The sequence below is a fragment of the Candidatus Uabimicrobium amorphum genome (assembly GCF_009002475.1).
GTDB lineage: Bacteria > Planctomycetota > Uabimicrobiia > Uabimicrobiales > Uabimicrobiaceae > Uabimicrobium > Uabimicrobium amorphum.
The window spans coordinates 1,853,775-1,867,687 of the sequence record NZ_AP019860.1; the positions used below are offsets into that span (position 1 = coordinate 1,853,775).

Genomic DNA, 13,913 nt, shown 5'->3' on the forward strand with positions numbered 1-13,913 from the left:
ATCTACAAAAATTCATTGAATTTACGACAATACATACTTAGCCACATGTAAAAAGCTTTCTTTTGCAAAAAAGAGTAATTGCTAGCGGCAACATATTCTTCCATAAATAAGGGTAGGCCATACTCATTCATTTTGGCAAAATCAACCGTATAATTTGGTTGGGTAAAAACACGGAAATTGCGTGCGCGATACCACGTGTTCAGTCGCCGGCGATGAATAATCATGTTTCCAAAATCTATGAGGCCGAACCCTCCTTCCGGAAGAACAATGACATTGTTAAAATGTATTGCGCGAAAGTATATTCCCAAATCGTGAACACGTGCAAAAAACAATGCTAGGTCATGTATTTTAGAAAGATCATCCGGATTTTTGACAAAGTAATTGCGCAGCGTGTCTCCTTCCAAAGGTTCATAAATCGTATAAAACAAATCTGTGGAATCCACTTGATACGCACCTTTTACTTTCATAATCGGCATTTGCATTTTCTCAAGTTTTTCTGCGTTTTCCAGAAAACGGAAAAAGTAAAGTCCGTTTTTTTTTCGCGAAAAAACTTTTATGATTTGATGTGGTTCCACAAAGACAATTCCGCCACCACGGCTACGCTGAATACTTGTTTTTCCATCTATCAGTTTGAGGTAATCATCATGTGTGACTTGCTGTATTTCCATGCTTTACTTTCCCGTTACTCTGATTTCTATTTCAAAAGATAGTTTGCCTTCTTCCTCATTCAAACGCGGATCTTTATCTTTAATTTCCGTTACTATCGGTATTTTCTTTAACTTTGACCTAAAGTCATCAAGAATAGTGTAAACATCAATAAAAGATTCCTCAATCACTCCGCTAATCCTTACTGTTGTAGGTGAGGCATAAGAAGTATTAAAATCTAGTTCTGTTAGGTACATGCTCTCTGGTAATTGCGAGTGAAGAAAGTCCATCATTTCAAAAAAATGTTTATTACTATTCACGTAGCTATGCAGCAAAGAAAATTGATCGCGAAGAACTGCATTTTGCTTCAATGTTGTTTTTATCTTCTGCTCGCGCTGTTGATAGCCTTTATATCTCTTCTCCATGTTCTGGTAAATATTTTCATAATAATTTCTCGTGGTAACAACATAGATGATAGAAAAACAGACAAAAATTAGCGTTAAGGCCACCGAGGTATAGACAAACAGCTTTTCGCGTATTAATTTTTCAATGGTTTTTTTGCGTTCGCTAACAATTTGGATAATAGAGTCTTTTTTGTTGGCGTGAATTTTCGCGATACCAATGGGTACGAAAAAATTATGCGAAAATTTTTGGAAGAAGGGCCCACTCGCCCCTGGCAAATTGTGGGTTTCTAAGGCCTTCACGCTTAAATGCACCACAGGGCACCCTATTTTTTTCAAAACGGACTCACGAAGCGAACGTTCACGACTTCTCTCTCCAGAAAGAAATAGCTGATCTACTTGCAAATTGACACTGGTTTGTAGTGCGGCAAATTTGATGGAGGCATCGATAAGATCAGGAACAGCTCGTCCTGAAATAGGAGAAGGGGTACTCACCGTTTCCTCTATTTCCTCTTCGCTATCGTCGCTTGTCAGGTCGATTTCTACTAATTTATAGTCATCTTTGGTTTCAAAAGAGGCATCTTGACCATCATTTATATTCAAATTGCGCATAAACCACAATTCATTAAAATCTAGCACGGCTAAGTTCAAGTTATGTCGGTCAACATCAACTAAACAGTATTTTTTTTGTGGTTGGATATCGTGATATTTCAGAAAAAATTGATATAGACCGAAAGCGCAGGGGACAAAAAAATCTATTTTGACTTTTGCTTTCTTAAAAAAATCGCTAAGCAAATCCAGAAAGCTGTTGCGCACCATTACGACAATTGCCACAGGAGCTTTTTGTGGTATCGTGGCCACTGTAAAATCATAACTTAGACTGGTTCGCGATTTTTCTGAAATTTGCTCTACATCCATTTCAACCAAATGTTGAATCCGATCTACGGGGCAGCCGGGAGGAATTTTTACATAACGGATGTTTACATTTTCCCCAGAAATACCGATAACAGCACTGGATATCTTTACGTTTTGTCCTTGCAAAAAATCGCAGAACTTCGTTGCTGTTTCCTCTGAAAACTTGTCATTTTGTGAAATGGGTAATTCGAATTCACAAGCATTTAGCAAAGAGGTGCTTTTGTCGGAGGTTTTGATTTTGGCAATACGCAAACAGTTTTCAGATACTTGTATGCCAACTCCTAAATTTTCCGCCATGAATTATTCCCCCGCAACTTGTTTTAATTTATTAATTTTGTTATTTAGGTCATTTTGCAACTTAGAATCTTGAGCAAGTGCCAACGCGCGACGGTAACTCAAAATGGCCAAGTTTTCTTGTTGGCTCGTCGCAAAATTTTCTGCACGTGCGACAAGAACTTCGATTTGTTGTTGTGTTTGTTGTAGATGTAAATTGCGCTGCTCGTTTTTCGCAGAATCCATAATCTTGTCGAGTTCCGTAATCATATCTACTCCTTGCCATTTAGTGTATATATTTTGACAAAAGGCAATGCATCTTTCGTATTTGGAGTGCTGTTTAAAAAACTGTGCTTTTTCTAGAAGAAGTTGAGCTTGCTCTTGGTCTTTTTCAAAAAACTTAACAAGACGTTCGATCTCATTTTGTGGCGAAATTTTATATTCGTAAACGAAAAAATTCCCTAACATCTTTTGATAATGCGCGTACGCTTTACCAAGTAATCCTCTTTCTTTGTCTTGTTCGGCTAGTTTCTTCAACTCTAGTAATTTTTCGCGATCTTTCTCATAATTGGTTTTTACTTTTATACTCAACTTTTGTTGCGGTATATCTTTAAAGCGTTGTGCCAACACCAAAGAGTTTGCTGTATTTTCGATGGAAGCCACACCTGAGTGAGAATATATAAACCCAAGCTGCTGTTCTTGCCATACAATTTGTCTAACACCTGCTTGTTGCGAAAAGTTATCAATATTGGCGAGAAATACTTCTGTATTTTTAATCACCTGCATTTCGGACGTGTAGGCCGTAGAAATGAGAAAAGAACATTCGATTTCGCTATCGCGAAATTCTTGTGGAAAAGTATAAGATATTTCAATACCGTCTTCAACAATTTGGTAAGAAACATGTATGTTTTTGTGTTCCCAAATGAGCTGACCTTGCTGGTTAGATGTTTTGCCTCCACAAAATGTCTGATCCAGGACAATTTTGTCGCCTTGCCAAATTTTAAAATTTGCCGAACCAAATACGAATTTATTTTTGCGGTATGCATTTACGTTACCCGTAGGCTCCATCTGTATCTTGCGATAAACATTTTCTACTACATTTTGTTGCACATCCTGTGCTGTTTCGTCAATAGCAATGATCGTAAAGTGATCCACCTCGACGTTGCTAACCTCTCCATGGCCAATAATGCTCACTTGAAAACTTTTTGCATACTGTGGTGGGACCATTGTCTTGGACAACTCTTCCCAATTGTTTGCAGTGCCACTAACAAAGGGGGTGTATGTTTCGATGGTATAAGAAGCTTCGTTTTCGCATTTCCAGGATATTTTCACCGCAATTTGCCCAGAAATATTTTGGTAACGCAACCAACAACTCACAAGATAATGTTTTCCGTACTCGATGGCAATAGAGTCCCAGTACTTTATCTCTTCTGCTTGATTCAAGCGCAAAAGGTACTTCCCTGTTTTTGCTTTTCCTTCTACACGTGTAGCGCTTTTGTAATTCCAACTGCTATTTTCTTCAAACGAGAAGTTATCGATTAAGTTCCCCGGAATAAATGAATTGTCTTGTAAATTACGCTGTAAAAAGTACACAATGGCAAACAACGATACAAACAATACACTAAAGACGATAGGCATTAATGCCTGCGTTTTTCTTACCGTTTTTGTTTTTTTCTTCGCTTTAGGAACTTGTAAAAGGCAAAAGTTGGTTCCCAATTGCAACGTGTCTCCGTGGTGAATCCTATACATTTTATTTGGTTGAATTCGTTTACTGTTCACAATAGTTCCGTTGCGACTTCCGAGATCCTGAAGTTTATACCCTGTACTATCCACATGTATTTCTGCGTGAGCCGAAGATACTTGATCGTCACTGAGACAAATATCATTGTGTTTTTTGCGCCCTAGAGTATTTACACCCGTTTTAAGTGGTATTTTTTGCCGCCATTTACCAGGTTTCCCCACAAGAACGAAAGCCCCCGGAGAGACAGAGGAAGACTCTTCTTCCTTGCAAGTAAAAATAAAACGCGTTTTTCCTACGGTAATAATATCACTATCTTTAATGAGATGTTGGGTGATTTTCTTGTCGTTTAATAGTGTCCCGTTAAATGAATTTAAGTCTTTCACATAATAACCATCTTCATTTTTCCCTATTTCAAAATGATGGCGTGAAAAATGGTTATCGCTCATCGTAATATCACTCTTTGAAGAGCGTCCGATAATAATAGGCTTCTCTTTTACTTCAAAGGCAGTGTCTTTGCCATCTATGTGTAGTTGAGCCATCTCATCTCCTATTTTATTGTCAGAATATTACTTAACCCAATACAAAGTGGAATTAAGATGTCGGATATAATGCTTTTTCGCGCTGAGGGTTAAAGGCACTCAGATCAAATGCAGGTTCTTCGTTGGCGATAAGCTGTGACATACATGTTGCACAAAGCGGGGCCACGGCAAAACCCACCTTATAATGCGCTGTAGAAATAATAACAGATTTATTCTCGTTGATAAATCCCATCACCGGATATCTGTCTTTGATAATAGAACGAATTCCCGCCCATTTTTGGATCGCTTCAAATTTTACATTTGCCATGTACTTGTGTAAAGTATTTCGTAAATATTGTTCCCCAAAATCGTTAAATCCTTCTTCCCAAACACGCCGTTCTTGGGTGGATCCTAAAAGTAATTGATTTTGTCTTGGAACCATGTAAAGGTCGCGATGAAAGAAGACCATTGCAGGTGAATCGTAAAATTTCGGAATAGTCACCATTTGTCCTTTTACAGGAATAATATCCAGCGCATAGTTGAAATATTTTAATAGTTCTCCGCACCAAGCACCGGCCGTAATCACACAGTGCTGAGCGTAAATATTTTCATTGCGCAATGTAATCTTAATTCTTTCTCCCTGATCCTCCACACCTTCAATCTGTTCTTCACGGGTACTTAACCCTAAGTTGTCACACGTTTTGATGATGGCTTTTAGCAGAGCGCGATTATCGAGATAATATTCATTGGGAAAGTATACGGTCTTGCATGTATCCGGCAGGTAATTTTCTAAAAAAGGCGGGCGCGTCATCTCCGTGTAATCACTCGCCAGTTCTCTGTTTACTTGTGAAAATAAGATTTTGTATTCACTCTCACCTTCTGGTCTTCCAAAATCGTAAACATAGTAACACCCGCCTTTTATGAAAGGAATCTCTATCTGCGAGTTTTTACTGATAAAATCTAACCACTCTGGCATCATCTGTACGGATTGTACATACATTCTACGCAGTGGGGAAAAAAACTTTTTAACATCTCTGACAACCATAGTTCCAGCTGCGGCCCACGAAGCATTATTTTTACCAATAGAACTACGATCGATCAAGCACACAGACTTATTTCTACGCAATTCTTCCAGAGCGCAAGACAATCCAATAATTCCACCACCGATGATAAGAGTATCTACTCTACTTTCTTTCATTTGCGCTCTACTTTCTTTCATTTGCGCAACTCTTCAATGCGTGATTCTGCAAATTGTATCATACGTTCTCGATCATAACGATTTAATGGAATGCGACTGAAGTTATCGACAATTTCATTAACTCTATCTTCTGTTTGTGCACTTTGAACAAGACGTACAAAATTTTCAAATACCTTATCATCACCCTGTTTTTCTTCGATTTGCTTCCGTGAAGAGGTTTTTTCCCCCTCCTCTTTATCCAAGTTCTCATTTTGCTTTTTTTGTGATATCGTCTGCTCATTTTCAGAATACATTTTGTAGGTTTTCATCGCTAGAAAGAAAAATCCGACGATTAGAGTGATAAAAAAAAGGAAACACCCTGCTCCTTCAAAATATACCATGGATTTACTTTGTTTTACTTGTTCATTACTCACGGTGGTCCTTTCACGATGAGACTGATGTCGAGAATATTTAGTATTTCATTGCTACTATTATAACAAAACACGTTGAGAGTGCTAGGTGAAAGTAAGTACTATACGTATTTAAAATTCGTACGTGACTTATTCCGCGCAAGTGGTGATTTTCTTGCACCAAATACCATAAAAAAAGGATCAAAACCTCCTTATAAGATGCATAAAAAAAAATGCGTGCAATATTTTTATTGCACTAATTAAGTAACAAATTACAATTTTTCTAGCACTTTGTATGTCAATTCACCCATTTTATGACGCAACTACGCAAATTGGTATGTTCTTTGCTAATGTTTATGTCACCACTTGTTATATGCACAAAACACAATTCCTTGTTTATATAGAAATGGTATTGACGATGTTCTACCTACTCTTTAAAATTTTGCGTTTTATTTTTTGTTTATTGGATGTGATTATTATTACAAGTATTACCTTTGTATGTGCCCTTCTACCAAAATCTATAAACAAATATTTTATTCGTCGTTTGTTCCGCTTGGTATGTTCGAGTTTTATCCATTTGATAGGACGCAGTCCTCATATTCACGAAAAGTTTCAATCAAAATTACCTAAGCAATACATATTAATTTCTAATCATCCATCAGGTTATGACATATTATTGTTAAATGCTATATTTCCCGTATTCCCTTTAGCAAAAGACGATGTCCGAAAATGGTTTTTGTTGGGAAAAATTGCTGAATCTGCAGGAACAATTTTTGTAACACGTAGCGATAAGGGGTCCAGACAAGCTTCTAAAGAGGCATGTCGCAAAGCCACGAAACAAGGAAAGAATGTTCTCATCTATCCAGAAGGCGGATGCTTCGGAAAGCACTTACGCCCATTCAAGTATGGTGCCTTTGAAATTTCCATGGATACAAATATTCCTATTCTCCCGGTTTATTTGCAATACGAAGCAGAAAATTGTTTTGAATGGGGGGATTACGGACTTGTGAGACACTTACTAAATTTAATTAAAGCCGTCAATAAAAATGCACACTGCTATGTGTTCAACCCCATCTATCCGGAAGGTTTTGAAAATGCACAAGAGTACGCGCAGTACGTTCAAAAACTATACACAAAATGGGAAGCGAAGTACCGTTTAGTCGATTACATACCGATTCCGCCTGTGGTAGATAAAAATTCAGCAGAAGAGAATGTCAAACAAGATGTGTTGCAAGAAAGTGAAACAAAAAGCGTTTCACAACAAGAAGTACAGGAAGATGCTACGAAAAACAAAGAGGAAGAACAGGCAAAGAGTGAAGATGAGTCTACAGAATATGCAACCGCTGTAACAGAATAGCGAACTTTGCATTGGCTCACTTTTCGTAATTACGTTTATGTACATAAGTGCGGTATCTCATTTACAATGTCCATAAGCGTAATTACGGTTTTTGCAATTTACGCAAAGATTACAACAGTTTTACAATCAATGTTGTTGTGATTTTTTCCCCCAAACAAATGGACTTACCATCTATTTGTAGCTGTAGGGAATTATCGTAACTTATTTTCTTTTCGATTTTTACGTTAGTTCCTAGCTCGATTCCCACATCATACAAATACTTTAATAGTGACGGCTCTTCCTCACGAAATTGTATAATTTCAGCTTGCTGACCCTCTTTTAATTCACTTAGTCGACATTGAGGAATGCTAGCGACAGTACCATCTTTCCTCGGAATCGGACAACCATGTGGATCTTTTTCTGGGTAACCAAGGAAGGCATCTAAATATTCTTCGAGTGAATCATCCGTAACATGCTCCAACAACTCAGCATACTGATGAACGTTTTCGGAGGGTATTTTTAACGTATTTTTTAAAAATACTTCCCACAAACGATGCCTTCGTAAAAGGCTCAATGCTATTTTTTCCCCTTTTGTTGTAAGAGAAACACCTTTGTATGGCAAATGATCCGCATAGTTTTCCTTGCTCAGACGCCTTATCATATCCGAGGCGGATGCATTCGAAACTTTCATTTCTTTGGCTAAGGATGAAGTCGATACGGGTGTTTCGTCTAGCGCCAAAATATAGATTGCTTTCAAATAATCGCCGTAGGATTCTCTTATAAAAGAACTATTTTTATTCATTACTCTCTGCTTTATCGTTGTTGATAGGAAAAGGTTGGGGTTTTGTCAAAGATGTATAGAGATATAAAAATAGGCGCACCATTATTGGCTTTCACAAAATAGGAAAGATCATAATGACACGCTTATATTGTGGAACAAACTATGATGATTTATTTAAGTGCTTCGTCAAGGTGAGAACATTACCTTTGTCGTTATACTCTACTTTATCCACGCATTTGAGCATCAACATGATACCTAAACCACCTAATTTTCCTTCTTGGAACCTTTCTCGTGCTCGGCCAACGGCATCACCTTGTTTCCCGAGGTTAAGATAATTTTGCCAATCAAAACCAGGTCCGCTATCTGTCACCACGATGGTAATTTTTTTCTTGTCTAGGATATATAGAACTTCCATCATTGCATCAGTTTTGTGTTTATTTCCATGTTGCGCACCGTTTCCTACAGCTTCGCGAAATGCTGCCGCCATGGTAATTTGCTCTTCTTGTGAAAGTCCCGAAATCGTAAAGAGTTTTTGCGCTAGTTTATTCGCTTTGTCTATATGTTCGTCATTACTTGAGAATTGTAAGAGCACTTCTTGATCAAATATTGCCTCTTCTTCTGTAGATCTACGCAGTACTGTATCTGAAGTAGTGAGAAGATGACGAATTTCAAATGGTTGTACAATTTGCTCGTCGCCGCAAATGCGTACGTTTGACGGTTGTGTAAGCTCTGCACTTTTGGGAAACAATGTAATTAGGGGGATCAAGCGACCATGTTTACGACATTTGATTGATTCGCATAGTGATTGGTGATTTTCAATGGCTGTATCAAGAATCACCAAATACGTATGACCTTCGTTAACTAGGCTTTCCGCTTCTTCAACGGTTTGTGCCATGTAAGTTTTCCAACCAGCCTTGTCAAAATGATATTCGAGGGTTTTTACAAAAAAATCTCTTTGGGGAAGAACTAGTAAGACGGCTGCTGTTCTAAGGCGTGCAATGTACTCATCAAAGACTTTTTCCGGCTCGAATTTGACATTTTTTTTCACTTTTTTGATCAGAGCTTTTTCTGGCTGGAACTTGAGTACTTTTCTTGTGGGAACTATTGTTTTTCGCCCGGTACGTGGATTTTTTATAATTTGTGCCTTTTTTTCGACGAGTCGAAAAGAAGCAAAATCAATCAATTGGATTTCTAATCCCTTAAGAATGCAATCCTTCACAAAATGGAATAAATTGGATACGGCGTTTTTAGCTCTTACTTTTGTGATACCGACATCACTTACAACATTATCAATCAAATCTTCCATACTAAGAGGCTCTTTGGAAGGGTTTTTTCCGATATAGAAACACCCGAATTCCGCTATATCAACACTTTTGTTTTTTAATATCCCCTCAGCAATGTTGTTTTTAACAGAAGCTAATAAATTCTCCGCCTCTTCTGAGCTATGACAAAAACCTTGTGATTGTAATTCGTCAAGTATGTCTTTTTTGACAATGATATCCATTTATGCCCACTCCCTCCCTCTGACATGCTATTTTATATCTGTCTATTTTATTCTGTCTATTTTTTTGGTTAACTCTGACTCGGTTATGATTTTCTTTTCCAATAGTAGTTCAATAACGGCCTTCTGTAGGGTTCTGAATTTGTCATCTGTGCTGTTTAGATATGAAGCAACTCCTTCAGAAGAAGTAAAATCCCTGTTTTCTTCGGAGTTGTAAAATTGGATAATCGCTTTGCGAATAGCTTCTTTGGAAGCTAGCACAGGTTCTACGCGACAATTTGTCAGAAATTGTATAGACTCAATAGCTTCAAAGTTGTTTACGTCTGCAATTGCTAAGGTGATCTGACCGTCTTTTTTACTAATAGGCATCACATTGTGTTGCTCTATTACACTACGTGGGATCTCGCGTACAAGTATTGCTGGTATCACCAAAGAGGAGATGTCAATACTATGAACGCCTTCTAGCTTTGCAAGAGTTGTGGTGAGTTCCTTGTCGGATATGTACCCTAATTTGACTAGTAAGGGGGCAAAGTCGCCACCTATTTTGTCATGCATTGAAAGAGCAGTTTTGAGAGCTTCTTTAGTTATCTTTTTTGCATTGACTAATGAATTTCCTAATTTCGTTCTATCCATGATTGTGCCGCCAAAATATAGATGTTGTGAGCGTGTTGTGATTACGCTCTAATGTTTTCAAAATAAGCCTTTCGAATATGCTATCACAGTTCGCAAAAACTGTCAACTATTAACTACGAATGTTACCTACGATTATTTTCCCAAAAAACGATACGTCCATCCATCCCCGACGACACTAGAGAATCATCTTCGTTAAAAAACTTACAAGCGGTGACATAACCAGTGTGTGCATTCAAAACGATAAGTTGATCTCCTGTCGTATTCCACATGCGTATCGTGCAGTCCTCAGAAGCAGAAACAATCCGGTCTCCCGCACGATTAAAAGCAATATCCAGTATTGAACCATCATGACCGTTAAGAATAGTCAGTTGTTTACGCGTCCTCAAGTCGAAAAGGTATATATAGTAATTTGTCATACCAACGGCCAATATACTGTCGTCATAGTTTGTGGTAAGGCGACTGATAGAACGTCCTACAGGAATTTCAATTTTTGAGTACTCAAAAGTTGTTGTGGAGAAAACATAGCATGCTTTTTTATATGCTGCAAACAACCACTTTCCATCATGACTAAATGTTGCACATGCAAATTTTTTTCCCGGAAAATCATGTAGTACAGAAAAGTCATCCAAACGGTACAAAATTGTCCGACGATCGCGTCCGAGAGCTAAGAGTTTTTGATGTTGAGAATCTATTTTCATATCGAGTATTTCTTCGCGGATGTAGATTTTCTTTTCTAATCGTCGCGATTTAAAATCGTAGACAGAGATATTGCCTTTTTTATCACCAATGACAAATTTTTGTTTGCCTTTTTGCGTAATAAATTTACCAAATCGCGGCCGATTGATACACGGCTTGCGAAATAAAAGTTCCCCACTAAAAATATCGCGAACATATATAAATCTATCTTCCGCCACATACATGAGTAGATTGCCAAACACGTCGAGATTGTGAATACTTGCCGGTATTTTTTTATAGTGTGGTAAAAACTTTTGCGTATCCCACTTCTTTAAACGCCCGTCATTCCCTGTAGAAAGAACATAGCGGTCATCTCGTGTAAAATCACAAACGAGTACTGGACTAATGTGCCCACGGAAGGTCTGCAACATTTCTCCTGTTCGAATATCCCATAGTTTCAAAGTTTTGTCATCTCCTGCCGAAATCAAAAAACGATCGTCGGAGGAAAAAGAACAATCGCGAATAATTCCAGAATGCCCTAAATGCAAAATCTTTTTGTGCGGACCGACCCACGAACTATACTCGTATTTCTTTATCAACTTATGCTGCTTTGTATTCCACAAACGAATTTCGGGGCCATCTCCCGCCGAAACAAGCCAATTACCGTTCTCATTGTATTTACAAGTACGTAGGTAGCCGGGATGATGCAATTTGGGCAAACGTTTTTTACGATCAAAGTCAAAGCGGTGGATGTAACCGTATTTGCCTGTATATGCAACGACATTTTTAGATGGATGAAAATCTAAGCGATCTGTACTTTGCGATTTTTCTTCTATTTCATAAAGAAATTCTAACTGTGGAAAAGAAAGAAACTGTATCCGTTCAATCATCGCAACCGCAACAATATTATTGCGATAGTTAATATCTAGGTAATAAATTTCTTTTTCGAGTTGTTTGTCGCGAATCTTTGAGCCACTGCGAATACTCCATAACGAAAGTTTACTTTTTTTTGCGGTAAGAACAAATTCTTCTTTTTTGTCAATAACCCCATAGTCCGCTTCGGTTTTTATTGTCTTGATGGATTTTAATGTTGTGGGATTCCACTGGATTATTTTTTTTCTTGTAAAGGTAAATAGATGTTTTTTACTTGGAGTAAAGGCAAAATGCTTTAGCGACATACCATGATGCACATTGAGGACTTCATTTTTTACTTGTGAGGCAATCCAATACCATTCCCAACCGCGCAAATACTCAGGACAGTATTCTTCGGAATTAATCAACTTATTTGCAATCGCAATGTTATTCTTCTGAATGTAAACATCACTTAGTGCGATGACATAGGGGTAGAAACCTTCACGAGATCTCTTTTTTTCGCGCTGTAAAGACGTCTCTTTTGTTTGCAAAACTTCTCTTTGAACATCCAGCATCGCCTCTTGGCGCTGCAACTCACCTTGTTTTGTGGCTAACTTGATCGAAAAATAAACAAATAGACTACTAATAATAAGAGCAGCAATCCCAACGATTGTCGTTAAAAGCAAATTGCGTTGCACAAATTTATTTACTTTTTGTAAAGCAGAAGGGGGCTTAGCGCTAATCGGACGATTGTCTAAAAAGTTTTGTAGGTCTTGGGCGAGTTTCTCCATGTTGAAGTAGCGCTTCTTCGGAGATTTTTGCAAACACTTAAGACAAATGGCTTCTAAATCCACGGAAATTTCTGGATTCAGAACGCGCGGAGCTATCGGATCTTTATTGATGGCTTGGTACATGATATTTACCGTGTTTTGTCCTTGGAATACACGGCGTTTGGTCAATGCCTCATAGAGTGTTGCTCCTAGGGAATATATATCCGTACGCGAATCTATCTGCCCCTCTTGTATTTGTTCAGGAGATGCATATGCCGGTGTTCCTACAAAATTTTTTGATAGCGATGCGGTATTGTGCTTTATCTTTGCTAAGCCAAAATCCATTACTTTAGGTTCATTTTTTTGGGTTAGCATAATATTTTCGGGTTTTAAATCGCGATGAATAATTTTTTGCCGATGAGCAACGCTAAGAGCTTGCGCTACTTTTAAGAACATCGTGGCAATTTTTTTCTCATCGAGGTCGTGATCGACAATATATTTGTGCAGGGATATTCCACAAATGTATTCCATGGTAAAATAGTGCTGTGGTTTATCCCCTACTTCAAATATACGAATAATATTAGGGTGATCTAAACGGGCGATCGTCTGTGCCTCTTGGGTAAATCGCAAAAGATGTTGCTCATCTTGTGTAAGCATAACTTTCAACGCCACCTCGCGATTGAGTTTAGGATCATGCACTCTATATACAGCCCCCATACCACCGCGACCAAGTTCTTGTATGATTTTGTAGTTCCCAAAATTTAATCCCAAAGAACTTTTTCCGCGCACCTTATTACTAATATCACTGATTAGAGACTGATTTGTTGGCTGCTTCTGCATCCGTTCTACATAACTTTGGTATTTTTCTTGAATAATTTGTATTTGCTGCTCAGAAACCACATTCATCTTCAAAAGAATGTTCACCAAAGAAATATGACGATTTTGTTGGCGTAGATAGACTTGGCGTTTTTTACAATCTTCCATGACAACACTATCTATTTTTTCACCATAATATTTTTCAAAAAAACTATCAAAGTCCATAGCAACTCGCGAATTAAAAATTTAAAGCATTTATAAAAAAAATAGTATATACTTACAGCATCTTGTAGAAAATGGTACGTATATTACGTTTAGATTCTACTATTTTTTAAGTGTGTCATCAATTAAGTTTACTACAATTATTTTTTAGAACACTATCTGCACAACTTTCCCATAAATGGGGAAGAGTACTCAAATGATGACTGTAATACTTAATGACATCTTCGTCAAACTTCTTGTTTACAAA

The 13,913-nt window shown here is 37.7% G+C and carries 10 protein-coding genes; 1 reads left to right on the forward strand and 9 read right to left on the reverse strand.

Annotation, left to right across the window (positions count from 1 at the left end):
- Positions 1-2: 2 nt before the first annotated feature.
- The 5 genes from UABAM_RS06500 to UABAM_RS06520 are packed head-to-tail and all read right to left on the reverse strand — an operon-like array spanning position 3 to position 6,104.
- On the reverse strand, positions 3-668 hold the full coding sequence (locus UABAM_RS06500) for a BUD32 family EKC/KEOPS complex subunit (RefSeq protein WP_151967195.1): 666 nt from the start codon (positions 666-668) through the stop codon (positions 3-5).
- Positions 669-671: 3 nt separating this feature from the next.
- On the reverse strand, positions 672-2,258 hold the full coding sequence (locus UABAM_RS06505; RefSeq protein WP_151967196.1) for a hypothetical protein: 1,587 nt from the start codon (positions 2,256-2,258) through the stop codon (positions 672-674).
- A 3-nt stretch (positions 2,259-2,261) separates the two neighbouring features.
- The gene (locus tag UABAM_RS06510) at positions 2,262-4,514 is read right to left on the reverse strand and encodes an FHA domain-containing protein (RefSeq protein ID WP_151967197.1); all 2,253 of its coding nucleotides are present in this window, start codon (positions 4,512-4,514) and stop codon (positions 2,262-2,264) included.
- A 52-nt stretch (positions 4,515-4,566) separates the two neighbouring features.
- Positions 4,567-5,712: an NAD(P)/FAD-dependent oxidoreductase gene (locus UABAM_RS06515; RefSeq protein WP_151967198.1), complete on the reverse strand. Its 1,146-nt coding sequence runs from the start codon at positions 5,710-5,712 to the stop codon at positions 4,567-4,569.
- Positions 5,709-6,104 carry a hypothetical protein gene (locus tag UABAM_RS06520; protein WP_151967199.1) on the reverse strand — a complete coding sequence of 132 codons (396 nt, stop codon included), beginning with the start codon at positions 6,102-6,104 and terminating at the stop codon, positions 5,709-5,711. The genes UABAM_RS06515 and UABAM_RS06520 overlap by 4 nt, the downstream gene beginning before the upstream one ends.
- 271 nt (positions 6,105-6,375) lie before the next feature.
- Here UABAM_RS06520 and UABAM_RS06525 point away from each other — a divergent pair, with 271 nt between their 5' ends.
- On the forward strand, positions 6,376-7,437 hold the full coding sequence (locus UABAM_RS06525; RefSeq protein WP_151967200.1) for a lysophospholipid acyltransferase family protein: 1,062 nt from the start codon (positions 6,376-6,378) through the stop codon (positions 7,435-7,437).
- A gap of 109 nt (positions 7,438-7,546) precedes the next feature.
- Here the strand turns inward: UABAM_RS06525 and UABAM_RS06530 are convergent, their stop codons facing one another.
- From UABAM_RS06530 to UABAM_RS06545, 4 genes are all read right to left on the reverse strand, one after another.
- Positions 7,547-8,218: a metal-dependent transcriptional regulator gene (locus tag UABAM_RS06530; protein ID WP_151967201.1), complete on the reverse strand. Its 672-nt coding sequence runs from the start codon at positions 8,216-8,218 to the stop codon at positions 7,547-7,549.
- A gap of 139 nt (positions 8,219-8,357) precedes the next feature.
- Entirely contained in the window at positions 8,358-9,701 is a 1,344-nt protein-coding gene (locus UABAM_RS06535) for an HU family DNA-binding protein (protein ID WP_151967202.1), read from the reverse strand.
- 42 nt (positions 9,702-9,743) lie between these two features.
- Positions 9,744-10,331, reverse strand: a complete 588-nt coding sequence (locus UABAM_RS06540) for a GspE/PulE/PilB domain-containing protein (RefSeq protein ID WP_151967203.1) — start codon at positions 10,329-10,331, stop codon at positions 9,744-9,746.
- 122 nt (positions 10,332-10,453) lie between these two features.
- Positions 10,454-13,669, reverse strand: coding sequence for a protein kinase domain-containing protein (locus UABAM_RS06545; RefSeq protein ID WP_151967204.1), 3,216 nt, complete (start codon positions 13,667-13,669; stop codon positions 10,454-10,456).
- Positions 13,670-13,913 lie beyond the last annotated feature (244 nt).